The organism is Spirosoma migulaei (assembly GCF_054776855.1).
Genome location: NZ_BAAHBG010000033.1, coordinates 326263 through 350536, shown reverse-complemented (window position 1 = coordinate 350536; position 24274 = coordinate 326263). Strand labels below are relative to the sequence as shown.

The 24274-nt window shown below is 45.6% G+C and carries 25 protein-coding genes and 1 pseudogene; 19 read left to right on the top strand and 7 right to left on the bottom strand.

Annotated elements, in window-relative coordinates; genetic code table 11:
* Positions 1-96: 96 nt before the first annotated feature.
* The 11 genes from ACYVGO_RS31250 to ACYVGO_RS31200 all read left to right on the top strand — a co-directional run bounded on the left by ACYVGO_RS31250 (position 97) and on the right by ACYVGO_RS31200 (position 10982).
* On the top strand, positions 97-867 hold the full coding sequence (locus ACYVGO_RS31250; RefSeq protein WP_460972672.1) for a DUF4373 domain-containing protein: 771 nt from the start codon (positions 97-99) through the stop codon (positions 865-867).
* A gap of 12 nt (positions 868-879) precedes the next feature.
* The gene (locus tag ACYVGO_RS31245; RefSeq protein WP_460972671.1) at positions 880-2691 is read left to right on the top strand and encodes a DnaB-like helicase C-terminal domain-containing protein; all 1812 of its coding nucleotides are present in this window, start codon (positions 880-882) and stop codon (positions 2689-2691) included.
* A gap of 243 nt (positions 2692-2934) precedes the next feature.
* Positions 2935-3609 (top strand): hypothetical protein, encoded by a 675-nt coding sequence (locus tag ACYVGO_RS31240; protein WP_460972670.1) that lies wholly within the window; start codon positions 2935-2937, stop codon positions 3607-3609.
* A 12-nt stretch (positions 3610-3621) separates the two neighbouring features.
* On the top strand, positions 3622-4005 hold the full coding sequence (locus ACYVGO_RS31235) for a hypothetical protein (RefSeq protein ID WP_460972669.1): 384 nt from the start codon (positions 3622-3624) through the stop codon (positions 4003-4005).
* Positions 4006-4065: 60 nt separating this feature from the next.
* Positions 4066-4479, top strand: coding sequence for a hypothetical protein (locus tag ACYVGO_RS31230; protein ID WP_460972668.1), 414 nt, complete (start codon positions 4066-4068; stop codon positions 4477-4479).
* Between the two features lie 14 nt (positions 4480-4493).
* Positions 4494-4799: a hypothetical protein gene (locus tag ACYVGO_RS31225; RefSeq protein ID WP_460972667.1), complete on the top strand. Its 306-nt coding sequence runs from the start codon at positions 4494-4496 to the stop codon at positions 4797-4799.
* Positions 4796-5110 (top strand): hypothetical protein, encoded by a 315-nt coding sequence (locus tag ACYVGO_RS31220; protein WP_460972666.1) that lies wholly within the window; start codon positions 4796-4798, stop codon positions 5108-5110. Before ACYVGO_RS31225 ends, ACYVGO_RS31220 begins: the two co-directional genes overlap by 4 nt.
* 14 nt (positions 5111-5124) lie before the next feature.
* Positions 5125-5532: a hypothetical protein gene (locus tag ACYVGO_RS31215; protein WP_460972665.1), complete on the top strand. Its 408-nt coding sequence runs from the start codon at positions 5125-5127 to the stop codon at positions 5530-5532.
* 70 nt (positions 5533-5602) lie between these two features.
* Entirely contained in the window at positions 5603-5824 is a 222-nt protein-coding gene (locus ACYVGO_RS31210; RefSeq protein WP_460972664.1) for a hypothetical protein, read from the top strand.
* Between the two features lie 16 nt (positions 5825-5840).
* Positions 5841-6359, top strand: a complete 519-nt coding sequence (locus ACYVGO_RS31205; RefSeq protein ID WP_460972663.1) for a hypothetical protein — start codon at positions 5841-5843, stop codon at positions 6357-6359.
* A gap of 75 nt (positions 6360-6434) precedes the next feature.
* A complete protein-coding gene (locus ACYVGO_RS31200; protein WP_460972662.1) occupies positions 6435-10982 on the top strand; it encodes a tape measure protein in 4548 nt (1515 codons plus the stop codon).
* 50 nt (positions 10983-11032) lie between these two features.
* On the opposite strand, the gene ACYVGO_RS31195 is transcribed toward ACYVGO_RS31200, so the two are convergent.
* Positions 11033-11371 carry a hypothetical protein gene (locus ACYVGO_RS31195; RefSeq protein WP_460972661.1) on the bottom strand — a complete coding sequence of 113 codons (339 nt, stop codon included), beginning with the start codon at positions 11369-11371 and terminating at the stop codon, positions 11033-11035.
* 314 nt (positions 11372-11685) lie between these two features.
* Positions 11686-12003, bottom strand: coding sequence for a helix-turn-helix domain-containing protein (locus ACYVGO_RS31190; RefSeq protein ID WP_460972660.1), 318 nt, complete (start codon positions 12001-12003; stop codon positions 11686-11688).
* Positions 12004-12347: 344 nt separating this feature from the next.
* Between ACYVGO_RS31190 and ACYVGO_RS31185 the strand changes: the two are divergent.
* From ACYVGO_RS31185 to ACYVGO_RS31170, 4 genes and pseudogenes are all read left to right on the top strand, one after another.
* Positions 12348-12503: pseudogene (locus tag ACYVGO_RS31185) on the top strand (helix-turn-helix domain-containing protein); the annotation flags it as partial.
* Between the two features lie 666 nt (positions 12504-13169).
* On the top strand, positions 13170-13610 hold the full coding sequence (locus ACYVGO_RS31180; RefSeq protein WP_460972659.1) for a hypothetical protein: 441 nt from the start codon (positions 13170-13172) through the stop codon (positions 13608-13610).
* Positions 13611-14340: 730 nt separating this feature from the next.
* On the top strand, positions 14341-14490 hold the full coding sequence (locus ACYVGO_RS31175) for a hypothetical protein (RefSeq protein ID WP_460972658.1): 150 nt from the start codon (positions 14341-14343) through the stop codon (positions 14488-14490).
* Positions 14491-14604: 114 nt separating this feature from the next.
* Complete coding sequence (locus ACYVGO_RS31170; protein ID WP_460972657.1) at positions 14605-14883, top strand: hypothetical protein; 279 nt, start codon at positions 14605-14607, stop codon at positions 14881-14883.
* Positions 14884-14926: 43 nt separating this feature from the next.
* On the opposite strand, the gene ACYVGO_RS31165 is transcribed toward ACYVGO_RS31170, so the two are convergent.
* A complete protein-coding gene (locus ACYVGO_RS31165; protein ID WP_460972656.1) occupies positions 14927-15208 on the bottom strand; it encodes a helix-turn-helix domain-containing protein in 282 nt (93 codons plus the stop codon).
* A gap of 279 nt (positions 15209-15487) precedes the next feature.
* Here ACYVGO_RS31165 and ACYVGO_RS31160 point away from each other — a divergent pair, with 279 nt between their 5' ends.
* From ACYVGO_RS31160 to ACYVGO_RS31150, 3 genes are all read left to right on the top strand, one after another.
* A complete protein-coding gene (locus ACYVGO_RS31160; RefSeq protein WP_460972655.1) occupies positions 15488-15874 on the top strand; it encodes a hypothetical protein in 387 nt (128 codons plus the stop codon).
* Positions 15875-16220: 346 nt separating this feature from the next.
* Entirely contained in the window at positions 16221-16652 is a 432-nt protein-coding gene (locus ACYVGO_RS31155) for a response regulator (protein ID WP_460972653.1), read from the top strand.
* A 134-nt stretch (positions 16653-16786) separates the two neighbouring features.
* Positions 16787-17221: a response regulator gene (locus ACYVGO_RS31150; RefSeq protein WP_460972652.1), complete on the top strand. Its 435-nt coding sequence runs from the start codon at positions 16787-16789 to the stop codon at positions 17219-17221.
* A gap of 52 nt (positions 17222-17273) precedes the next feature.
* On the opposite strand, the gene ACYVGO_RS31145 is transcribed toward ACYVGO_RS31150, so the two are convergent.
* Together ACYVGO_RS31145 and ACYVGO_RS31140 are read right to left on the bottom strand one after the other, a co-directional pair.
* Positions 17274-17885: a hypothetical protein gene (locus ACYVGO_RS31145; protein ID WP_460972651.1), complete on the bottom strand. Its 612-nt coding sequence runs from the start codon at positions 17883-17885 to the stop codon at positions 17274-17276.
* Between the two features lie 655 nt (positions 17886-18540).
* Positions 18541-18711 (bottom strand): hypothetical protein, encoded by a 171-nt coding sequence (locus ACYVGO_RS31140; protein WP_460972650.1) that lies wholly within the window; start codon positions 18709-18711, stop codon positions 18541-18543.
* 460 nt (positions 18712-19171) lie between these two features.
* Here ACYVGO_RS31140 and ACYVGO_RS31135 point away from each other — a divergent pair, with 460 nt between their 5' ends.
* Positions 19172-19735 (top strand): RNA polymerase sigma factor, encoded by a 564-nt coding sequence (locus tag ACYVGO_RS31135; RefSeq protein ID WP_460972649.1) that lies wholly within the window; start codon positions 19172-19174, stop codon positions 19733-19735.
* Positions 19736-20123: 388 nt separating this feature from the next.
* On the opposite strand, the gene ACYVGO_RS31130 is transcribed toward ACYVGO_RS31135, so the two are convergent.
* Positions 20124-20864: a response regulator gene (locus ACYVGO_RS31130; protein WP_460972648.1), complete on the bottom strand. Its 741-nt coding sequence runs from the start codon at positions 20862-20864 to the stop codon at positions 20124-20126.
* A 55-nt stretch (positions 20865-20919) separates the two neighbouring features.
* The coding region (locus ACYVGO_RS31125; protein ID WP_460972647.1) for a PAS domain S-box protein at positions 20920-24274 on the bottom strand (3355 nt) is incomplete at its 5' end.

Here is a 24274-nt window from a genome sequence, read left to right as displayed (position 1 = left end):
CTTGAACCCGGAACGGAAACCCATATAGTCTCTGACGATCTGAGTTTACAAACCTGGCTATCGACAAGGAGTAACGCCTAAATCCACAAGCCAATTATGGCAAGACCTCAGAAAGTTGGCTTGGAATATTTCCCGCTTGACTGCCGTATGGACGACAAAATCGAGATGCTTGAGGCTGAATTTGGCCTTACAGGCTTTGCCGTTTATATCAAGCTGCTGCAAGAAATCTATCAGACCGAATTTGGTGAACTGGATATGTCAGTGGTTTTCCGTTGGAAAACACTTGGAAAACGATTGGATATGAGTGTCAATGAGTTGGAAAACATTGTCTACTTCTGCTTAGAGGTTAATTTATTCGATAAAGAATGCTTCCAGAACGAGCAAAAATTGACTTCAGGTGGCATTCAGAAGCGCCTTGGCAAAGTGGCCGGTATGCGTCAGAACGACAGAAACCGCAAAAATAAAACTGAGCCAGAGTTTTCGGCTGGAAAACTTCCGGAAAATGCCATAAAAGGAAAGGGAAAAGGAAAAGATATTAAAATATCTAAGGAGGTAGTAGACGTGCCTGATAATCTTGATAAAACAGGTGGTACCAATCCATCGAATGCAATTGATACAGCGGTCAAAAAAAATGGAAATGGCCAAATGGTTAAACCAGACCTGCCGACGTTGATGGCCTTTGTACTCAGTCGAGAAGGTGGTACTGAGACGATGGCTGTGCAGATGTTCGATTTCTACACCTCTAAAGGCTGGAAAGTTGGCAATAGTCCAATGGCAGACTGGAATGCAGCTGCGCGCAAATGGGTCTCCAATAACACAACTGCCAGTCAAGTACCAATGCCCAGATCAAAATCAATGGTCGTTTAACTCCCTAACCCGATGGCAACCTACGAAGAACTGCAAATCGACATTAAATCTCACGGCCCACGAATTCAAAAGGTCAAGTGCCCTATGTGTGCCCACCAGCGTAAAAACAAAGCTGACAAATCATTATCGGTCAATTTGGACAAGGGCGTCTTCAATTGCCACTACTGCGCATGGTCGGGTCATGTGACAGATAAAACCGATGCGGAGCTCAGAGCCGAACGCAAGCAGTACGCCAAGCCGCCGGTTATCGAATTACCACTGTCGGATAACACCATCAAATGGTTTGCAGGCCGGGGGATTGAGCCCGAAACGCTTCAATATTTCCGCGTTAGCGAATCCACTGAATGGATGCCCGATCGTGGGGAACACAAAGCGGGTACCCGAAACTGTATCAACTTCAACTACTTCCGGAGCGGTGAAAAAATAAACGTTAAGTACCGCGATTCATTGAAGTGCTTTCGCATGACTAAAGACGCCGAGTTGATTCTTTACAACCTTGACGCGCTCAAAGATCGTACAGATATGCTTATCTGTGAAGGTGAAATCGACGGTATGACCTTCTATCAGGCAGGCCATTATGGGGCTGTCAGCGTACCCAACGGGGCCAGTAAGGGTAGTGCAAAACTAGAATACCTTGACAATTGTTGGTCAGCATTTGAGCGAATGGAAAAGATTATTATTGCCGTCGACGGGGACGAGGCTGGGAACTACCTCAAAAATGAGCTAATGCGTCGGCTGGGCAAACATCGGTGCTGGGTGGTTAACTACCCTGAAGGCTGCAAGGATGCGAATGAAGTCCTGCTAAAATATGGCCTTGAGGCCGTGCGTAAACTCTGGCAGTTCGCTACGGCTCCACCATTAGAATCCGTGCTACTAGTCGATAACCTCCGGGAGGAACTCGATATAATCTACCTCAAGGGCTGGCCAAAGTCAGACCCTATTGGCTACCAGGGCTTTGATGATTTACTTCGGTTTCGTCGTAGTGAAGTCACCACTGTTACGGGCATTCCCGGCCACGGCAAGGGAGAGTGGATTGATCAGGTAACGATTCGATTAGCAGCCCGCTACGGTTGGAAAGCCGCGGTCTTCTCCTATGAAGAACCTGCACCGATTAAAGTCATTAAGCTTGCTCAGAAATACATCGGATTACCCTATTACCGATCCGACGTCAGCGCCAAAATGAACACGGCTCAGCGTCAGGCAGCTCTGAACTTCATTCACGATCATTTCTTTTTTATCGACATCGACACGGCTGATTTAACCATCGATGGCATTCTCGATAAAGCCCAGGAGATCAGAATCCGCAAAGGTATTGACACCCTGATTATCGACCCATATAACTGTATTGAGACTAATCGGAATCAATGGCAAACAGAAACCGAGTACGTCAGCGAAGTCATGCGTAAAATTAAGCGTTTCGCCAAGCTGAGTGATGTACACGTGTTTTTAGTAGCTCATCCGACCAAGATGCGCAAAGACAAGAATACAGGCCATTATGAAATTCCTACCCTATATGACATTGCAGGTAGCGCCAATTTCTTCAACAAAACCGATAATGGTTTATGTGTCTATCGAAATTATGCAGATGACACTACAGATGTGTATGTACAGAAAGTGAAGTTTTTTTTCAATGGAAAGCTGGGGTTTCAGACTTTTCACTTTGATACTCCCACAGGTCGGTATGCAGAGACTAGCGGCTATTATGAAACTGAGATCGAATACCAGCAGAAACGAAAGGTTCAACTGGAGTTATCGGATACTCCTGTAACTGAGTCAGTGTCCAATCTATCCGGATGGCAGCCTTTGACAACTGCTCCCTTTTAACCTCCAGCTACTTAGCCCATGAATAGACCTATGAACGTTGCGCATTCAATCCCCCGAATCACCTTTTCAACTGCTCCTTTAAACTGGAATACAAATGAGCAGCTACGACGTATACGCTGGTGCGTTATTCCATTCGATCTGACAGATGCGGAATATGACGCACTACTTGCTAGCCAAGCTCAATCGAAAACTCTACCTGAATACGTATCCTAAATCTTACAACTTAAAACATTAATCAACCCCATGATCAATCTCAATCATATTCAGACACTAACCGTAGTCATTTCATCGGCATTCAAAAATCAGGTTGAAGGCAGTTGGTATAATAGCCGCAACAATGATCAAGCGCTCTGTCAGGAGCAGCTAGTTGAACTCACCAAAATTCACCTCCAGGCACAGAACCTGTACACCAAACTCGATAGTCTCCACCGGGTTTGTACTGACTTTGCCGCTGGCCACTTCCAGGCCTATATCGAAGAGCATAATCGTTATCAGCAGCGGCAGCCCGAAGCGTACCGCGTATCCTATGAACCCATCAACGAACTTCACGCCTGCTTTTCCGGAATGATGGCCGATGGGCTACCCACTCAGATTGAACAGTATAGTGAACTGCTTACCATGGCCCACGATTTCTCTTCGCTTCGTGAGGCACTACGTCCGTATCAATTCGAGGTAGCAGATTCAACCGGTTATCTGGAGATTCTGGCCGAGGAGGAGCTACCCGATGAAACCAGGCTTCAACTGGTGGCTGAGGAGCAGATCCAAGACATTGAAATCGAGTTCTGTCTGGATGACTACAACCAATTCTATCAACAGGCTACGGGCTTTTTGACTGTGTACGAGGTTGATGCTCAGGCCTGCGCCCAGGCGCTTCTAAATCTGTATAGTCCTGTCCAGGCCACTGATCACCAAAACTAGACTTGTTCATTCATGAAAAACGCATCCCAGGCTACTACCCACTTCGATCAAACGACCGTTGATACAGGTGAACTTATGGCTTACCTCTGCAAATACCCGCAGTATCTGAAAGCTGGTATGTACGCTGGGGTTGGCGAGAAAGCCCTGGATTATCTAGCTTATACGGATGACGTGGACTTCTGGTTACGAGGCTACCTGATGGGTCGACCAAAGACATTACACCGGTTATTCCAGGAGATTCGAGGGTTCATTGCCTACGATGAGAAAGCAGCCCGGTCAATGACTGAGTTTGTGTTTAACGTCGTTCAGGAGACGCTATTACTGAATGAGTGGTATGAGTTGATGGAACGCTACCTGTACGCCCGGAAACGAGCCCAGAAAACCTTTCGAATTTAAGCCGCACAGCACGCTCGCTAACACGCCTGGATAAGCCAGATCACAATCTGCAAACCCGTCATGATCGAACCACTGACCATTCCCGAACTCTTTGCCAACAGCAGTATCAACCCTCAGGTCGTGGTGTGCTATCTCTGGCAGCAGAATGGCTACTATAACGAAGCAATTACAGGCCCGCACCACGCCAGCTTTCTTTACCTGATTGAGGAGGCCGATAAGGTGGACTTCGAAGTACGCTGGTTTCTGCTGGGCAACGCCATTCGATTAACCCGCGTATACAGGGCGATCCGACAGTTCATTGCCCTCCATCCGGACATTGGTCGACTGTTCACGATGCTTGTGCTGGGCGACATTCGGCAGACACTGCTTCAGAACCAGTGGTACGAGCTACTGCCCCGCTACGAGCTGGCCTGCCACCGGATTCAACGTCACTTCAACCTGCCAGACAGACCCATCCATTCTAAAATAGAATGAAATAGAATAGAGAGATGCCATTTGAAAAAGGAAAATCAAAAACCGGTGGCCGGAAACGGGGGAAGAAAAACAAAGCTACCGAAGACCTGCGTAAGTCCATCAGCGATCTGATCGATCACAACTGGCCATCGCTACAGAATGACCTGGAGCATCTGGATGCCAAAGATCGACTCCTGTTTATGGAAAAGATGATGGCCTACATTCTACCCAAACCCCAAACCATCGACGTCAAAGCTGATGTAAATACCCGGCTCGACTCGATGAGTGATAGCCAAATCAATGCCTTAATCGACCAGATCTTAAAACCCCATAGCCCATGAACACGCCAAACAACGGCTATATCGAACTACTGCCCGGAGATCCGCGCTACCGTCGGCTGATTCGGACGGCCATCAAAGTAAATGATAAACTGGCACTGGTGGCCCTGAAAGGTAATACCGGCAAACCTATTCATTTTATCACCCAGTGGTTTTTGTATTACCTCATGCAGCAGGGGAATCCCGAGCGCGATGTGGTTGAAATCGTCAGCCCTCCACTGCGCCCAGGCATAGCCAAGATCCTCAGCCAAAGAGCTGACCAGGCGATTGAACTGGATTCCATTCCGGCCGAAACCTATGACTTTTTAAGCTAAACCTATTATTCGCTATGGCTTTCTTCTATGACAGCGCTGGCTATCCAACCATTATGCTTCAGCCGAAAACAACCTATAAGCTGTTAAGGTCGATTCGGGACGGAATGGTGGACATGGCCTACTTTCCTGAACTCTATCACCCCAGGCAGGACCAGCAACTAAGCAGCGATGAACTTTCCCAGGAGGATTTGCACCAGGTGAACCAACTGCTTCGAAAAATCAAATTCGATGCAAGCGGGCAGGTTCAACTAGGCCGAGAACTGAAGATTCGACTCCTGAAAGCGATTCGAGCCAATCAGATCAATCTGCTCTCGGATTTCCCCGAATTAGCCAAAGCCTACCAGGCCGTTCAGCAGGACTGGTCAGCGTTAAGCCCTGATGAGAAAGAATTTTTGCTCGATTACTGCCGAAAGCTAAACTAGCCCATCCACGACAAGTAGGCCCCTAGCACCCGGTTCCCCTTAACTCGTTTTCATCCCCAACTAATCGACCATGAACCCCGCACAAATCCGACTATCAGCCTTGTATCTACAGTTCGTGAGCTGGAATCCCAGCTTTAAGCAGTACGTGATCACCATGGGTTTTCACTCCCGGCATCGCTCTGATGAGGAGCTCCGCAGTTTCTGCGCTCGCATTCAGGGTAAGCGATCAGTACTGGCGATTGGTAGCCTGGCTCTTTCCTACATATTTAACGAATCCGTTCATCTCAATTAATCTGATAACGCGTATTATGAAAACCCAAACAATAGATCAATTCGACTCCATTGGCGCTGAGCAAAGCGAGATCATTCGGTTGATCCAATCCGGAATGAGCTTCCGAACTCAAAAGCAAAGTCTGTTTAAGTTTTTCGGAGCCCCTGAACAGACATTTATACTCCATGAGCCCTTCCTGGGTACGTTGAATCAGTTGTCACGCGAATGGCTGGCCATGGATTTTGCTGAAGGCGCCCTTCAGGTCGATTCAATTAACGAAGCTAAGCGGCTTACGGCTCAAAATACCCATCGATGCGCCCGTATCATTGCCATCGCCTACCTGAATAGTTGGTGGAAAATTAGGTTTCTGACCCCAATTTATGCCCGCTATTTTCTGTGGCATTTGACCCCGGAGAAGATGTGGCAATTAACGATCCTCATCAATAGCATCAGCAATCTGGGGAATCTTGTCAACTCGGTTAGGTATCTCTCGATTCAACCGAGAACAACAGCGCCAGCGCTGATGGAGAAACCGGAAATAGGCGATCAGGATTAAGAATCCCCATGGGGTGAAGGGCGCTATTTGGGTGCGAAGAACAGGTAAGCGTAAAACACTAAACAAAACTGACCAATGAATGGAAATGGACCCCTCAGTTTCGAGGCAACAATAAATGACATTAATTTCAATGCCGTTCTGACCCGGATGGAGAATCAGATCAGAGGCATCTCCACGACGGCCGTCCGGGAAACGGCTAAAATTGACAGCGTCTTTCAAAATTTAGGCAAGCTAGCTGTCGGCACCTTTGCCTTTAATGGACTGGCGGACTTACCTCAGCAAATTTTAAAGGTTCGTCAAGAGTTTCAAGGCCTTGAAATTGCCTTTGGGGTTTTATTGAAAAGTAAAATCAAAGGTGAGACCCTGTTGTCCGAAGTTGTTAAGGAAGCGGCTCAAACGCCACTTAGCTTGCGGGATGTTGCCAACGGGGCGAAGCAGTTACTAGCTTATGGTACCTCGGCGCAATCGGTGGTTAAAGACCTGCATATGCTGGGTGATGTAGCGGCCGGTGTAGGCGCGCCTTTGGGCGACATCGTATACCTGTATGGAACCCTCCGCGCTCAGGGCCGGGCCTACGCCACCGATATTCGCCAGTTTGCCTCTCGTGGAATTGGGATTTACGAGGAGCTGGCCAAAGTACTAAAAATCAACGTTTCGGAGGTTAATCAGTTTGTTGAGTCTGGCAAAGTTGGGTTTAAAGAAGTTGAACAAGCCTTTAAAAACATGACCTCAACCGGGGGTATATTCTCCGGTATGCTCGATGCACAAGCCAAGTCCCTAACCGGTCTTAAAGAAAAGCTGGGGAGTGCTTGGGATGAAATGCTAAACGACATCGGCAAAAAGAATGAAGGATTGGCCGCTAGTGTCTTTACCACGGCCACCGAAGTCGTTCAGCATTATCAGGATGTGGTAAATGTACTGGGTATTTTGGTGGGAACGTATGGTGGGTACCGCGCTGCTTTGGTTCTGGCTTCGGTTACTCAGGAACTAGTAACCATGGCCCAAATCCGAAATAAGGCCGTTACCGAAGCGCAGGCAATCGCTCAGGCCGAAGCTGCTAGCGCCAATGTGGCGTTGTCTTTATCTCAGAGAAATGCAGCCATTGCAATGGCTCAAGCTTCTCAGGCACAGGCAGCAGGGGCAACAATCGCGGCCAGGGCACAAGTCCTTTTAAATTCAGTAATGCAAGTCAATCCCATTGTATTGGTTGGAACGGCCATTGCGGCCCTGGCTACCGCCTACTTTGTGCTGAAAGAGGATGCGCATGAATTAACAACGGCGCAATCTTTACTTTCTAAATCTGCTGAAGACACAAACTCCAAATTTGCCACCCAGAGGGCCGAAGTGGTAAGTTTGGTATCAATACTCAAAAACCAGAATGTAGCAGAGAGTGAGCGTTTAAAGGCTTATCAAAAGCTAAATGAAATATCCCCTAAAATTCTGGAAGGTCTGGACTTTCAAAAAGCTAAAACTGCTGACCTAACAACTGCCCTAAATGAATACCTCGAATCGCTGAAAAAGAAAATTCGGCTTGAATCAGGTCAGGATGCCTTTAAGGATGCTTTTAAACAGGAATTAGATGCAGCCGAAAAAACAAAAAAGGTTCAGGAGGAATTAAATGCACTCAAGAAAAAGGCAGCTGAGCAGGAAAATAAAACAAGACAAGGTGGCCCCGATGGTTCAGGCAATGCTACCGGAATTGCGCTCACTTTAGAAATTCAGAAAAAAAGGCAGGAATTAGCTCAGGCAATCCTAGATGAACAGGAGGCCAAAAAAACAACCGCAAAGGTCGAACAATCGATTGGTGAGGGCTTGGCTCAGGGCAGCAAAGAATCTCTGGAAGCGGCTATTGCTACCGATGAGCAAAGATTGGCATCGCTGGATAAATTGACGCTTGCCTATAAAATCACTGAAGACCGACTAAAAGAACACAAAGCGCAACTAGAAAAACTAAACAAGACCCCGTTGGCTGTTAAGTCATTTGCCGATAAACTGGCAGAGGCTGAAACGGCGGGGCAACTTCGATTGGTCAAGGTTTCCGCCAAGACAGAAGATCAATTGCAAGCCCTACAAAAAAAGGTCAAAGAGAAGTTGGGCGGTGCTGTTATTGGTAGTCAGGAAAAGACTCAATTAGATAAGCTGGACGCCGATATTAGCTACGCATTAGGCAAGCGAACCAAAGCCCAAAAGGACGCGGAGAAAGTTGGACCGTATGGGTCTATTTCATACTGGGAAAATGTAGTAAAGCTCGCTGAAGAGGCTTTGTCGAAAACTTCAAAAACGGATGCATCGGGCATTGAGAAGCAAAAGCAGATCATTATTAATGCCCAAAAGCAACTTGAGGAGGTTCGGAAACTGACGGCCATTAGGAGTTTTGAGGAAGAGATTGAAGAAAAGAAACGTCAATATGAGCTGTATCAAAAGTGGGTGCAGGCTTATTCTAAACAAGCGGCTGATGCTCAATTCGGGGAGTTGTTGAAATCGAGCCAATCGTATCTTGAGTACCTCAACAATCAAATAGCATTACTTGAGTCAAAGCGTGATACGGGCAAGCTTACGCAAGCCGATGCAGCAAATTTATCTAACCTGACAGATCAGAAAAATGAAATAACCGGCAAGAAAACAGCTATTGAATTATTCAATGAAGATTTAGAAAAGTCTAGGATTTCGGCGGGTAATTTGGCTCAGTATCTCGTAGAGCTAAAGCAGAAACAAGATGATCTAAAAAGCACGAAGCCTATTTTCAAGGAGGATTATGATAAACAAAAAATTGTAGCTGATGAAATTGTTAAGACCGAAACTGAATTACAAAATCGCTTAAATCAGTTCCTGGTTTCCTATGCCTCATCCGGCGAACAACAGCTAGCCATTCAGCAGGATTTTGCTGAAAAGAGGGCTGCGCTAGACAAAAGGTATAACGGCAATAAGGGTGCTGATTATAAGCAGGCTCTCAAGGTAATTGATGATGCCGAAAAGCAAGCGTTTGAGGATTATAGGCAGCGTAGGTTTGAAGAAACGGAGGAATACAAAAATACCACAAAGACAATTTTGGGTGATGCTGAAAAGCGATCCAAAGAAGAAATTAGGCTTCAAAAGCTGGCAGTTGATAAGGCCAAAGAATTGGATGGTGTCAATAGTGAGGTTTATAAAAAGGCCAAACAAAAACTAGATGAGCTACAAAAGCAGTCCACGGGCAAAGGTATTCAAAAGTTCGTTTCGTCCTATGGTGCCGCCGTCAGTCAATTTGCGTCTGCCCTATCTGAGTTAGGTGGTACAGCTGGACAGGTTGGTGGGTTGATTTCGGGCCTGACATCTAATCTTGATGGATTGTCTACGGCGTTCAGCAAATCGGCCACCGATGCCCAAAAAACGCAGGCCGCTATCGGAGCAGCCGTTCAAATCCTCAACATTATAACCACCGCAGCGGCTCAACGTAAAAGAGCCGAAGCCGAATACTATGCTTCAATCATTGCCCAGCAGCAACAGTATAATCTACTGTTGAACGAGCAATATGGCATTCAGGCCAAAAATGCGGCCAATGGTATTTTTGGTAGAGATTACCTAAAAGAGTTAGAGGCTGATTTTAATCAGTTTGATGATGCTCAACAGAAGTATCAGGAGTCCCTTAAAAAGCTCTCCGAAGGAAAGGCAAAAAGTGGGCAAGGTAATGCCGTTGACTGGAATGCGGTTGGCAAGAGCGCAGTAAATGGTGCGACTATCGGAACGGCGATTGCACCCGGAATTGGTACAGCCATTGGTGCTGGAATTGGTGCGATTATCGGATTTTTTGGAGGTAAGAAAAAGGAGGATGAGTTTACCAACCTCCTTACGGCTTATCCGAAACTAATCCAAAAGTCAAAGGATGGAGTCGATGAGCTGAATGTCTCCTTAGCGCAAACGCTGATCGATAATAACTTAGTCGATGATGCCACAAAAGAGACGCTCAAGTCTACCATTGAATGGCAGAAACAGGTAGAGGCTACTCACGAAGCCATAAAGGCAGTTGTTAAAGACCTTGTAGGTAGTTTTGGGGATAAGCTTGGAGATTCACTTGTTGACGCGTTCAGAAATGGAACAGATGCGGCAATGGGCTTTAAGACAACTCTTGAAGGTATCATAGAGGACTTTACCACCAAGCTACTTTACTCAAAGGTACTTGGCCCGTATCTTGAGCAATTTGGTAAAGATATTGAGGCTTCCTTGATGCCGGGAGGTGATCAGCAAATAGATGATGATGCCGCAAAGTTTTTTACGAATGCGGGTACGATCATTAACCTTACAACTGACTACCTAAAGCAAATTCAGGATGGAGCCAAGTCAAAGGGGTTTGATATATTCAAACCAACCGGCACGACTGCCAGTCAGGCAAATGCATTGTCAGGATCATTCAAATCACTGACCGAAGAAACGGGGTCCGTACTTGCTGGCCAGATGAATGCTATGCGAATATCACAGGCCGATACGAATCGGCTTATCAATCAGCAATTGTTGGTTCTTTCCAGTATTGATCGCAACACGGGTGGTACCAACAGCAACACAGCGAAAACCAATGAACTACTTGATAAAATGAACACTAAGATTAGTGGATTGACCGATGGATTACGAGCCAAAGGGATTCTGTAAAATGATTACCTACTGGAGTATAACGCCTGGGTCCATGCTGATTCCGGGCGTTATGTATTTAGGCGTTTGGATTGTCTTGTTCGTCGTGGAATTGTGATTGATTTTACTTTACGCTCAGGCTTTTCCTTTATATAAGCAAGTAGCTCTGTTTCAAAAAAATAAAGACGCCCATGGTGTTTATGGCTTGGAATCAGATCTATATTCTTATAGATGGCACTGGTAGAAATGCTTAGAATTTGCGCAGTGCGTTTTATATCTACTGGCAGTTCATTTGGCGGTTGTTTATCGTTAGCCCTAATTGGAGCCGCGTCATTTCGCAAGAGGATCATATTCATTAGCCCCTCAATACGATTTAACTGCGCCTGAAGTTCATCAAAAGGATTGTGCATAAACTTGCAGGTTTAAGAAGTGAAGAGCCGAAAAGACGAAAAAAGCGATTCTAAAAAAGCTTACATCCGGCCCAATCGACCAAGTGTATAGTTTATAGATATTGACTTTTGGGCATACCTCTTAGATGTTTTTCGATGATATATGGAAAATTAAACAGTGAGTAGCTTCAAGGAAATCCTTTTTGAGAACGCGAACGGGGTGTATGTTAATTGCCATTATAGGTGGAATAAAGACGTTTGTTTCTTTCATCCTGCCCTTCTTCAATTCCCACTGATTGCCGTTAAAAAGGCATTTATCCCTTCAAGAAGTACCTTTAGGCCGCCCGAGCCTTTCTTGTCCGGCGTGTCTGTTTAATGGGAATAACCTTTTTATTAGGTTTAGACTTCAGATAATCAAGCAACTCATTTTCAAAGAAATAAAGCCTTCCATGTTTTTTATAATGTGGAATAACTTCAATGTTTTGATAGATCGTTCCTATGGCAATACCTAAAATCGTTGAGGCACCCTTAACATCAAGCGGATTGTGAACCGATACCTGATTCGAACTTTCGGCTTTTTGGCTTAGTAGCTGACTAATCATCCCTTCCAGCTGGCTAATCTGTTTGTGCAATTCGTCAAATGGATTTTGCATAGTATGGCTAGTTAGAAAATTATTTCTTCAAAGTCAACTACTTGTATTATAAGCAGTTAACATAGCTACTTATAATACAAGTAGTGCCCTTTCAGTAAGCTCAACATTGAGCCCAGTATACTTATCGTAGCTACTTGAATTAGAAGTCGTTGGCTTTTTCCATATTGACAGATTATTGGGTGGCTACTGGAGAGAGATTGTGATGCAGATTAGTTAACAGTTAATATGAAAATACCCGTCGAAGAAGAGCTTTTGGGCACTCTACAGTCTACACTTGAGGCATGTAGACTTGACTAGAGAAAGCACGCCACCAGGCAAAAGGGAATGATCCCTTTACTCTAGAAGAAGCTGCTCAGTATTTGAAGGTTGCCCGCTCAACGCTGCATCAATATTTGAAGAAAGGAGAGCTAACTCCATCGGAATATGGCAGTCGGGTTTGGATTGTTCGCCCTGAATTTGATGGATTTATGGCCAGGCATCGCAGGAAAGTCAGACGTTGAGGTTTCTCAATTAAACTTGAAATGGTTCAAGCAAACTTAAATATCTGACTGGAGATTCTTAGTCTATTATCTCGAACGTCTTCGTCGATAGCGAATCAAAAACGAATCCAATTCTGAGCGTGAAAATCCATATATAAGCCGCATGCGCAACAGTAATACATTTGTATTGCTTGTAAAGCATATGTGCTATATATTTGCCATATACTACCTTTATAATGGCAAAATCAACTACTTCCTTTCGATTGTCTGATCAGACGAAAAAGCACCTAGAGATTCTTGCTCTTCTGTTTAAAGAGAGTCAAACGGAAATATTGGAACGAGCCGTAAAACTCCTTTTTGACGATAGGGAAAGGATTGCAAAGGCCGATATGGATCAGAGGATTTCAGATACCCAAAAGCAGCATCCCTAAGAACACGCTTTCAAGGCAGGAGATCAGTTTTGTAAAATAATTGTAGTACGTTGCTTTGCAATGAAGTACGGTCTAAGTATATTTGTCTAAGTAAGTCACAAAAAAGGATCAGAAAAGGCGAAATAGTACCTGAAGGATGGTTGCCCGCTGGACTGTAGGATGCTTCGTTGTGCCTAAAAAACAGTAAACCCCTCTGCTTCAGCCGTGGAAAGTAGGAGCGGAGGGGTCAAGTATCAACCTTTTAACGAATTAAAAGATGACGGAGCAAAAGTATGCACCGGTAGGGGATTCTACAACCCTACCACACGAAAATGGTGCCCCTATTGATTCAACGGTTAGCACCCCTCCACCAGTGGCCCAAAATGCGGCCAAAACCCCTCCTATGGCTGATAATCGGCCAATCAACAAGGAGTCCCACTATGTGAGGGTAAATCAAAATGTTTACAGCAATCAGCTTCGCGTATTAATATCAGTTGACAGTCTACTTGACAAGCAGGGTGCTGGCAATCTGGTTGAAGTTATTAATAGCCTGATTTACGCTTGGATCGGTAGCGGAAAGGTTGATTTAGCCAAAGATGCCAATTCGGAACAATTGTTTGCCGCCTTACGTCTGGTTAATTTCCTTACAGAAATCGGAGAGGATTGGACACGCCTAAGCTGTATAATCGATCAGGAACAGGAGGTGTATCGTGACTAACCATCAAACCCCGACCCCTATCACACGGGAAGAATGGCGAGATGCCTTTTTGCAAAAGATCTCCAGTGACTACGAAGCCAAAGATGACCTGTTTGAGCTACTTCGCCTGATATGGGACTTAAGCGATAGTGAAAGTGGAATACCGGAAATATGCACCCTGTTGCATCTTTGGCTTACCTCTACAAATGGCAATCCCGACAGAAAAACTAAAGTAGTTCTCCCTCTTATTGGTCTGATTTCATCTATTGAGCAAATCCGAGACACCTTTCCATGTTTCAATAACAATTCTGGATACACCAAAAACTACGAAAAGGGGGTGAGTTATGAATAGTAAGCCGATTCAGACACCACTTATCAGCGGAAAGTTCTACAAAGATATTCCCTTGAAGCGCTTCATAGTAAGTAGTGATTCACTGGCCCCTATTATGTGGAGAGGATATGACTTGCATTGTCTCCCAATTCCACAAAACACGCTCCCCGAACCAGGTACCTTCGTTGTTATTGAATGTCGAGTTGTTGGAAGAAAATACATCACTTATCGAATCGGCTACTTTGATGGTGTCACTAATCAGAGACTTGCACTTCATCTTGACGATGAGGACTTAAAGGAGCCAATTGGTGATTGGTCAGTTCCCATAAATCAGGTGAAGCGAATATGGGAAATTGATAAGATTGTTAAGTGGTACGATCATATGCGGAAATTCTTTTCACTCTTTCCGCATCATTGACCATGAACGAGCTGATACGAATTACTGCCAACGAACAAGGTTTGTCGGCGATAGCCTCCGCTCGTGGGTTGAATGCCTTTCAAAATCTGAAGATTTCCAATGTTCGCCCAACTGCTCGAGAATCTAGTCAGTTGCGAAAACTGGCCGGATAGTCATCTAATCCCCCTTTTAAATAGGAAACTATCCCCAGAGTCCACTAGCAAATCTGGGGATAGTTTCCTATTTTACTATCTTGCTTTCCTCCTACTAATTGCCTAATACTAGCTATGGAGACGATATTCGATTATCAGCCAACACCGGAAGAAATTGAGGAATGTGGCTTTCTGGATAGTTGGCAATGTATCCGTCATGGTTTAGAATTCCCGGATCCGTTGACCAAAGAGTGGTATCTGGCTATGATCACCCAGGAGGCCACATACTTTGATCTGTATCTGTTGTTTACATACCGAAAGAATACCAGAGTCGCCAGCTGGTATTTCACGTTGATTCCGGTGAAAGTACAGGACTATATTCTGGGTTTCGATTACCTGATTATACCTATTTGACGTCTACACTATTTGATCAGTGGGTATCGAATCTAGAAGTATATTAATGACTATGTACCTTTCCGGCATTACGCCATTTGTCCAGATCTTTGCGTGTATAACTGATGATACGCCCCACCTTTTTGTAGTTAAGGCCCCGTTGCCGATAGTTATACATAGTTTTGGGCTCGACATTCAAATACGCACAAGCCTCACGTTCGTAGATTTCTACATTATCGAGTTGCTCACGAGCATCTGTCAGTGCCCGCGTATTGGCCTCTAATTGGGCTTCAAGGCGAATCAACATTGCAGGTAATTCAGACAATGCTTTTAAAAAAGTATCCATAATTCGTTTTGTGTTACCAATAAAGTCGCTATAGGGCATATTAAAGTTTGGGTGTCCATGCTTCAATTGAATAAATCAAGCTTAAACCAAATAAATGAATGACAATTGTAGCCGATCTAAGCTTTGGAGATAACATTAAAGTTTCTAAATATTACTCCTACCGATTAACTTTTCCGCTTGTCCATCAGACATTTAAATTCTTCCGAATGGATTAACTCCGAATATCCTTTACAACCTTTTGTAAGTCAATTAGCTCTTGGTAAGATCACGCTCCTATTTATGAAAACTAGTCTATTTTTATTTTTTCTGGTATGGACTGTTTTGGCCAGCTGTTCGCCTAAAAAAGATCCATTACCAACGCAGACCTGGTCAGATGGTTGTATTGAACTGGCTCCGTATCAGGGAGCATACCGGCTGACGGGCCTTTGCTGTGAATACATTATTCTTCCAGAAATCAAGCTGGACAATAATCGTACATTCTCTACCCAAGGAACCTATTTTACCTTTACTGGGGCCGGTTTCGCTGGCATCCCGATCACTATCAGCGGTCAAGTATCTCTCAATGGCAACCTATTGACGATCCGTTATTCCCTAAACTCTACCTTAGCGACTTATACACTTAGACCTGGAAAAGCGACGATGGCCTGTTTATGTGGCTGTGATTAATCGCAATTGGGGTAATACGTCGGTGTAATTGTCAGACCACTTTATAAATTCTGGGTTGGCGGGCCTACTTTAAGTGGAGCAATTTTCAGTAGTTAATAGGCAGCTTATTTGTTCAACAATACAGCCTATTGGACTTCCGGCAGCCTCCAAGAAGACAGGGAGGCTAGCAAACGTTTAATCCGACACCTAATGATGGTTTGCCAGCTAGCCATAGCTTTGGATCATGAACGTTGTAGAAACTAATGTTGACACTTATCCATAAGAAAAACCACATAAACAGCTAGGGAACACTAAGCAACTTATGGGTAAACAAGTATATTTGTGTATGACTCCCTGATTTGGTTCAATGCCCACTACCTTTACCATTCTTCTTGTCGATGATGATCCCGAAATAGCTGACATTTTAACGCGGGTTTCAATCAAATCATTTCCAGAAGCCAGGTTTATCCATGTTAGGCACTTCGCCGATGCCGTAAAATACCTTGATAATTTGGATGGCCTTGGGCCAAATGTCGTCCTGTTGGATATCCACCTACAGACTGAACCCAGCGGTTTCGAATTTTTAACCTTAATGCGCAATCATCCCATTGGTTGTCTAGTGCCCATTATCATCCTGACGGCTACCTCAACCAAAGCCTTATCTTTAGAGGCCTATAATCGCGGAGCTACCGCTTTCACGGTCAAGCCCTTTACCTATCAGGCTTGGAAAATGTACGTCGAACAGCTTCGGCTTTACTGGTTTGAGACAGCTACAATTCCCAAACTCTATTTCAGGTAGTACGATCATCAACGTTGCCAGGTCAATCGCCCAAAAGAAGCTGAGTTGACTTCACATCCTTTACCAGCCTCACGCCAAAAATATGTTAGGTAATTCGCCTGTTAATTCCTACCTTGTTTCAATAGTCATCTAGTATGCCAGACGTAAAGCCCTTTACAATCTTAGTAGTGGATGATGAACCACCTATCTGCGAGTTATTGGCCAGACTAGCCAATCAGCTTTTTCCTGAAGCTTCGTTTGTCAATGCGCGATCGGCCCAGGAAACGCTTTCTTATTTAGATAAGCATTATGAAGAACCTCCTCAATTGATTTTGTTAGATATTGATCTTGGCCACTCGATTAATGGGCTAGACTTGATCCCTCAACTGAATGATCACTTAAAAGGACGGGTTCCTATTGTCATGTTAACCTCCACACTTGAGCCACCTGTCGTAAAGCAGGCGTATGAAAAGGGAGCAGTAGCCTATACCCACAAGCCTGACCAATTACAGCAATGGAAGAATTATGTGTCAAGTCTACGATCATACTGGCACGATACCACCCTTTTGCCGACAACTGCCCAACCTTAGTCAATAACCTGTACACCCTGATGTTTAGATCAATGCGAGGGTAGTCATACGCTCAAAACGAATAGCCCAGACTAACCCCTGCCCGCAAATCCAGGCGATGATAATCGAAGCCATTGGTGGAAGTGACGGTACTGTAGCGCATGGTATGCTGGTAGTTGCTTAATCCGGCAGGCATAGATCCAAGTCCAAAGAATAGATCGCCTGTAAAGCCGCTTCGGCCTACCCACTGATAACCGACCATTCCTCCAAACCCAATTGACTGAATAATCACCTCGTCCAGTTCACCAACTTTGTTAGCCCCCCAACCAATTTCATTGATGTACTTCAGCGAGCGGGCTTTTAGATAAGGACTTACATATAAACCAGCAGGATGCGCTTGTTTGGCCAGCCAATGGGCATCGTTCAAATAAAATCGTGCTTCTAGGGCAACATTGACAAACTGGACAGGATGCCGTTCAGTATAGCTCAACCAGCGGATACTTCCCTGAAGGGCAAATCGCTCTGTGAGCGCTCGTTCATAAAAGAGGGATACAGGCGCCAGCAAATTCGTTTTTAGGGCGTTTGGCCTGTGCCACCGATGAGTCGAATCCTGGGCAGACAAGCTGCTACTAGTTGCAGTACTAATGAGAATAGTATAGACTACTAAGCGTAGTGTGACAGCCATGGGATAGGTAATGAAGTCGTGTTAACTATGGATAGATTAGGTGCGTACATCAGATAAATGAATTGCTATCGATTGTTGAGGGTAAACGGACTTTTGTGCGCCTACAATACTATCCGATTAATTCGATTGTATCAACCAGATAAATATATGATTGGACTTGGGAGATTTTAATGCCGAAGAAGTTAGACAATGGGACTGATTAAAGCGGACATAAACCCTAAAATGTATGTTCAAACCTCTTATCGTAACCAAATGTCCTAACTCTAAAAGGGCTAGATATTTAATACCCAGTTTAAGAAGACTATTCACTTAGTTGTGATTCGTAGTTACTGCTTTCTTATGACTATGCACACCGGGAATTGCACCACAAGTAATAGGATTCTCCTAACAGCATAGAGGGTTTTATCCACTTCAAATACACGGTATTCAGTTCTTCATTACTAATAGGGAATTTTACGACTAATTAGTAGTCTCCGTCGCTAAATCTAACCAACTTGTAGATTTTCGAACACCACGGTAGCCTTGTATTTAATTTGAATTAGCAGTTATACTTTTCTTCGTTATAAGTCGATTCATTAAGTTAACCTGAGCTAATTTTAGTGCTCAGTTTTAGAAAGACCATAGATAGATATTAAAGATTTAGGATATAAAGGCCTTATTTCTTATGGTCAACCAGCCCCCGATCCATCTCGGCGCTTACCGTAAACCGGATGCCTTTGAATTGTTTGGGGGGTGGTGTGTTCAAGGCCTGCCTTAGTCTGTGTACAATTGGATAATAGTAGAAGATGGCCGTGAGGGTAAAGAAAATGTATCCAAGTAGTTGCATAGTATTCCTCTGCGATAGGCCCATTCATCACCGTTTTAAGCTGGGCTTGCCTATCTGACAAAGCAACCACTATTGCAGCTACCCTTAACCTAGTAGTGACTAGAAGGCGGAAATGAATCGATAAGTCGTGGGTTTGAGCCAATTTCAGCCAACCTGGCCTTAGCCCCAAAATGACTACATAACTCAATCCCAGGAGGGGTAATCTTCCTACCGTCTAGTAAATTTCACGTAGGCTATCCAAACGCTTTCAATAAAGTGCTATTAATTAATTAGAAGTATATATTTTACTTAGCACTAAAAATAGGCCAATTTATTATTCGGTAGATTATATTTTAGACTAACCATACGTATAGACACTAATTGTATGAACACTATTTGGTATAACATCTTCTAAACTATTTATACATCCAGCCTCGTTTTGTAACCATTACCAGTATCTAACCCATAAAATAGCTCTTCCATGAAACGCACTTCCTTAACAGCTAACCAGCTGCCGAGTCGGCATGGCTTTAGCTCACCACCTGACACATTTGAATCCCTTTACAATCAATACGCCAGTAAGGTCTATCGAAAATGCCTGAGTATGACTAAGGATGCGGACATGGCCCAGGATTACACCCAGGACATTTTCATCAAAGCCTTTGAAAAGTTTGATTCGTTTCAAAATCGGTCCTCTTTTTCCACCTGGCTTTATTCGATTGCTTACAACTATTGTGCTGACCAGATTCGATTGGCCAAACGATTACCCACCACGAGCTGGTTGCCAGAAAACCCTACCCATGACCGGGCGGATACCCCAGAAACTGACCTGCATGAAGAAACGCTTCAGGCTGTCAGACAGGCGATGGGACGGCTTTCGGATGAGGAGCGAACGTTGCTTCGTTTAAAATATGATGATGGTTTAACCATTGGTGAGCTTACCAATTTATACGCCCTCAAGCCCAGTGCGGTCAAGATGCGACTAAGGCGAAGTCGAAAGCGAATACAGCTACTGTATGCAAAGCTTTATAGCGAATCATGCTGAACAGGCCAAAAGTAAGTCCTTAACGCCCTACCGCTCAGGGGCTGATTCTTATATAGCCCGCCCTAATCAAATCATCAATGAAATGGTCTGTGATATCAGTTCGGATCAATTCGCCCCGCTTATTCATCAATTGAGTGGCAAAGTGGATCATAAATGCCGATAAGGACAGGGTTGTAGGGGGATGACTCAAGGCTTGTAGCTGTTCATGATACGGTTGATTCTAGCTACCCAACTGTTGTGCGAGGGTGATACCGCTTATAAAATCGGCCCTAAAGGCCATTGTAAATCGTCAAATGTAGGTCCCTTCAAGTATTTGGTTAAAAATTGTAAACATAAATGTTTACTTGTAGGGCCGAAAACAGCAGGGTAGTCGGTGGCTTTGGCGCCACTAGCCGGTTAGCCATTTTTTTAATGGTCTAAATCGAGCCTTGGGTATGATAATTTCTTTACCTTTTGCTCCATTGATTAGGTATAAACAATACTTTCCCAGTTGCCAATAAGCGTATTTCTGAATGCTTTTGCGGTGAATAATAGCCTGGCGATTCGCTCTGAAAAATTGGGTCGAATCGAGTTGGGTCTCTAATTCAGCCAGGGTTAAGTCGATCTGAAAGGTCCCCAGCGGGTGGCATACATAATAGGCGCTGGTGTGCACATAAAAGTAAAGACAATCGGCAACATTTAGAATTATATTCCCACCCGCTTTGTGAGCCTGGATGGTCTGTAAGCCAACAGGGCGTGGTTGACGGGTGGGCTTTTGTTGATGCCGTTTGAGTCGACTCTCGATGGCCGCCAGTAGATCTTTTGTACTGAATGGCTTGGTCAGGTAATCATCGGCCCCTAATTCCATTCCCCGGCGCAAGTCTACCATATCCGATTTGGCCGTTAAGAAAATAAATGGAACCAGTGATAACGATTCTTGCGTACGAATATGCTCTACTACCTGATACCCATTCAGATGGGGCATCATAATATCACAAAGTATTAGATCCGGCGGTTGTTGGTTGGCTAACTGGATACCCTCCAGGCCGTCGGCCCCCGCCGTAACTTGATAGCCCTTCAGCTGTAGAATTTCCAGCAAGTTTTTTCGAATTTGCTCTTCATCTTCAATCAGTAGGATATTAGTGGGCATAGCGAAGCACGGTTAAGCACAGTTAATTCAAAAACTAGTTGTCGACTACTAAGGGCTAAACATCTTCCGGTACGTGTGGTAACCAAATGGTAAAGATGCTTCCTTTTTTGTTTTTACTCTGGACCGTAAGCCGCCCCTGATGGAGCTCCACGTACTGCCGGGCAATGACCAGTCCTAACCCCGTACCCGGTATGCCGATCGTGTTACTGGCCCGAAAAAAAGCCTGAAATAAGTTAGCCATATCCTCCGCGGGTATGCCAATACCCGCGGAGGCCACCTCCAGGCGCAAGTCATTGGCCCCAAAGCAAATGGTCAACTGGGGGTCCTGAGCTGAGAATTTGAAGGCATTGGTCAGGAGGTTAATCAGCACATGACTCATCAGTTTCTCATCCAAATAGGCCTGGTAGGGTTTTCCCACCAGTTGAAGCTGTACCCGGCGGTGGTCGCTGCGGGCGCTAAAGTGGGTAGTTATTAACTGGGAACAGAGCGCCACGGGATCCAGCCAGCGGGGCGTAAAACTGACCCGACCCGCTTCAATTTTACTAATGGTCAGCATATCCGAAAGTAGCTCACTGACGCGCTCGATCTGTTTGTAAATCACGCCGATATGTTGCCGGATCGAGGCCTGGCCGGTGGGTACATCCAGATACAGCTCGATCAGTTCTGTACTGGTTTGAATGGTGGTCAGGGGGGTGCGGAACTCGTGGGAGGCCGTGGAGACGAACTGGGATTTGAGTTGGTTGAGCTCCTGTTCCCGCAGGAGGGATTGGTGGAGGACCAGTTCTTTTTCTTTCTGGCTGGTGATGTCATTGACGATCCCAATATAGCGAGCGGGATTGCCGGCCCCATGACGAATGATAAACGTGCGAACCGATAACCAGCTTATCGATCCATCGGGTCGGCGTAACCGGTACTCCAGCTGACCTTCCTGACCCGCTCGGTATGATTGAAAAAAAGCAGCCATAGCCGGCCGATCTTCTTCCAAGATTCCTTCCATAAAGGAAGTAGGATCGTCATAGATACTCTGACGGGTACGGTTCCAGATCCGTTCATAGGCCGGATTGATATACAGTAAGCGAAACGGATCCGCCGAGTGTATCCAGAATACCTCGTCGACATTCTCGGCAATCTCCCGGAACCGCTGTTCGCTCTCCCGCAGGGCTTCTTCAGCCAGCTTCCGCTCCGTGACATCCCAGGCAACCCCAATTGTACGGACTGGATAACCGTGTTCGTCAAGAACCACTAACCCACTGGTTTCGATGAATCGAATGGCACCATCGGCGCGGATAATGCGGAACACATTGGTAATTCGAGTTGTAAATCGCTCCTGTTGGGCCTTCGCTAGAAAAGCAGGCAGGTCCTCCGGATGAATTAATTTGGTAAACTCCTGAAAGCTCCATCCAGCCGGGCGGGGCTCCAGGCCATAGAGCTGCCACAAGCGATCGTCCCAAAGTAGTGTATGCGTCCTAATATCATTTTCCCAGATGCCCTGGCCTGCCGCCTGAGTAGCTAATTGCAACCGTTGCGAGAGGTTCCTTAGGTCAAGTTCAGTCTGTTGGCGTTCAGTAATATCATGAGCCGATCCGTACACCACCTGATCAATCCCAATAGCATTCCACTCAATAATTCGGTAGGTACCGTCCTTACAACGCATTCGGTTAATCTGGTTGCGAACTGGTTTCTCCAGGATCGATTGCAGTCGGTGCTGATACACCCATTTTTGCTCGTCAGGATGGATCAGTTGTAAAAAAGGAAACGCCCTCAGCTCGGCCGCCGAGTAACCCAGAGTGGCTTGAAAAGCCTTGTTGACCTTCGAAATAACGCCCCCACTATCGGAAATGCAATGCATGTCTAGCGCATTCTCAAAGAAGATACTCAGTTCCTGGTCTTTCTGAAGAAGCCGGGCCTGGGCTGTCTTTAAGGCCGAGATATCGGAGGCGATTCCCAGGTAACCGATAGTGAGTCCATGCTCATCCTGTAACGCAATCGCGGCTAACAGTATGGGGACCGTAGTGCCCATTTTGGTGATGGCCACCCCTTCCAGGTAGCGATAGGCCTCCCCATTGAGGGTCTGTTGCAAAAGAGTGGCAGCGGTGAGCGTATGGGCTTGGTGGATGGCCTGAAAGGAAATAACCGGAAGCGGGCTGTCAGCGGTGCCCGGCCTCACCTGTACGGCCTTCCCGAGTAGCTCTTGAGCCGAGTAGCCCAGTAATTTCTCACAAGCCTGATTGGCCGTCTGGATCACCCCATCGATGCCGGTAGAGATAATAGCTTGCCCCCCATGCTTAAGGATGGCATTTTGCAGAACCGTCAGGTTATGAATCTGTTTCGAACGCGCCACAACGCTTTTCTCTAACTGAACATTTTTATGGTCCAGCCGGGCCTGAGTGAGTTTGAGCTCCGTTATATCCATGACCGTGAACAGGACGTTCTGGCCCACCCGGACTAAAGAAAAGTGCCCCCACATCGAAATGCCATCAAACTCGGCCTGTTCCTGGTACTGTTGGGGGATACCACTTTGAGCAACGTTCACCAGCCGGTCAAATAGGCCCATTCGAATCGTGCCGGGAAACAAGGTTTTAAGGGGTTGACCCACCATGTCTGCTATGCGGTGACCCGACATTGCAGCATTGGCGGGATTGGTCAACAAATAGACGAAATCAGTAATTTTTCCCCTTTGTTTAAGGGGTTGGAAAAGGGTGAGCCCAACCGGTGTGTTGGATAGGATTGCGTCCAGTAATTGATGAGTTGCCTTCCCGGGCTGGAGTGGTGTTGACGCTGGCGCTAAACTGGTGAGGTAGTTATCAGTCAATTCCATTACCGCTTTCTGGATAAGTTTCTGATGGCGGCTGGTAAAAAAATGGGCCTGCTGGTGAGCGACCACTAAAGCTCCCTGCAATTGCTCCTGCTTGAGCAGGGGTACCATCATAAAGCAACGATAGCCGCTTTCAAACAAACCTAATATGGAGGCCATACCTGGGGTGTGAGCCTCAAGTTGTTGGCAACTAATCACCTGTTGCTCCCGGAGCATCTTGACCCCGGCCCTGGGAATTGGTTTTGGCAGTTTATCCGTCACCCATTGATTTAGTGGTTGAAGCGTCTGCTGTAGCTCATCCAGGGTATAAATAATGGCTTGCTGGCAGGACACGCGTTGGTGGAGCGATTGCAGAAACGACGTGTACAACCGGTGGCGCTCATCACCCTGGAGCTGACCACTTATTGCTTCCCCAAGGGAACTGACAGGCTGGGCCGGGTCAGGCGTTAAAAACTCGACTAAATAGCCCCCGTTAATGGGTGTAACCGTTGCTTGGCCCGAAGTAGTGGGTGTTAACTGGTAGGTAATACTACAGGGTCTGCCTTTTTCCAGTGATCGCCAGAAGGAGTTCAGGAAAGGAATGACCTGGGGATCC

Coding starts and splice junctions, on each gene's coding strand:
- ACYVGO_RS31175 (WP_460972658.1), top strand. CDS start 14,341: ATGAACGAGCTGATACGAATTACTGCCAACGAACAAGGTTTGTCGGCG.
- ACYVGO_RS31245 (WP_460972671.1), top strand. CDS start 880: ATGGCAACCTACGAAGAACTGCAAATCGACATTAAATCTCACGGCCCA.
- ACYVGO_RS31190 (WP_460972660.1), bottom strand. CDS start 12,003: ATGCAAAATCCATTTGACGAATTGCACAAACAGATTAGCCAGCTGGAA.
- ACYVGO_RS31130 (WP_460972648.1), bottom strand. CDS start 20,864: ATGCCCACTAATATCCTACTGATTGAAGATGAAGAGCAAATTCGAAAA.
- ACYVGO_RS31220 (WP_460972666.1), top strand. CDS start 4,796: ATGAACACGCCAAACAACGGCTATATCGAACTACTGCCCGGAGATCCG.
- ACYVGO_RS31150 (WP_460972652.1), top strand. CDS start 16,787: ATGCCAGACGTAAAGCCCTTTACAATCTTAGTAGTGGATGATGAACCA.
- ACYVGO_RS31210 (WP_460972664.1), top strand. CDS start 5,603: ATGAACCCCGCACAAATCCGACTATCAGCCTTGTATCTACAGTTCGTG.
- ACYVGO_RS31240 (WP_460972670.1), top strand. CDS start 2,935: ATGATCAATCTCAATCATATTCAGACACTAACCGTAGTCATTTCATCG.
- ACYVGO_RS31230 (WP_460972668.1), top strand. CDS start 4,066: ATGATCGAACCACTGACCATTCCCGAACTCTTTGCCAACAGCAGTATC.
- ACYVGO_RS31215 (WP_460972665.1), top strand. CDS start 5,125: ATGGCTTTCTTCTATGACAGCGCTGGCTATCCAACCATTATGCTTCAG.
- ACYVGO_RS31160 (WP_460972655.1), top strand. CDS start 15,488: ATGAAAACTAGTCTATTTTTATTTTTTCTGGTATGGACTGTTTTGGCC.
- ACYVGO_RS31195 (WP_460972661.1), bottom strand. CDS start 11,371: ATGCACAATCCTTTTGATGAACTTCAGGCGCAGTTAAATCGTATTGAG.
- ACYVGO_RS31205 (WP_460972663.1), top strand. CDS start 5,841: ATGAAAACCCAAACAATAGATCAATTCGACTCCATTGGCGCTGAGCAA.
- ACYVGO_RS31155 (WP_460972653.1), top strand. CDS start 16,221: ATGCCCACTACCTTTACCATTCTTCTTGTCGATGATGATCCCGAAATA.
- ACYVGO_RS31145 (WP_460972651.1), bottom strand. CDS start 17,885: ATGGCTGTCACACTACGCTTAGTAGTCTATACTATTCTCATTAGTACT.
- ACYVGO_RS31170 (WP_460972657.1), top strand. CDS start 14,605: ATGGAGACGATATTCGATTATCAGCCAACACCGGAAGAAATTGAGGAA.
- ACYVGO_RS31140 (WP_460972650.1), bottom strand. CDS start 18,711: ATGCAACTACTTGGATACATTTTCTTTACCCTCACGGCCATCTTCTAC.
- ACYVGO_RS31225 (WP_460972667.1), top strand. CDS start 4,494: ATGCCATTTGAAAAAGGAAAATCAAAAACCGGTGGCCGGAAACGGGGG.
- ACYVGO_RS31200 (WP_460972662.1), top strand. CDS start 6,435: ATGAATGGAAATGGACCCCTCAGTTTCGAGGCAACAATAAATGACATT.
- ACYVGO_RS31165 (WP_460972656.1), bottom strand. CDS start 15,208: ATGGATACTTTTTTAAAAGCATTGTCTGAATTACCTGCAATGTTGATT.
- ACYVGO_RS31135 (WP_460972649.1), top strand. CDS start 19,172: ATGAAACGCACTTCCTTAACAGCTAACCAGCTGCCGAGTCGGCATGGC.
- ACYVGO_RS31250 (WP_460972672.1), top strand. CDS start 97: ATGGCAAGACCTCAGAAAGTTGGCTTGGAATATTTCCCGCTTGACTGC.
- ACYVGO_RS31235 (WP_460972669.1), top strand. CDS start 3,622: ATGAAAAACGCATCCCAGGCTACTACCCACTTCGATCAAACGACCGTT.
- ACYVGO_RS31180 (WP_460972659.1), top strand. CDS start 13,170: ATGACGGAGCAAAAGTATGCACCGGTAGGGGATTCTACAACCCTACCA.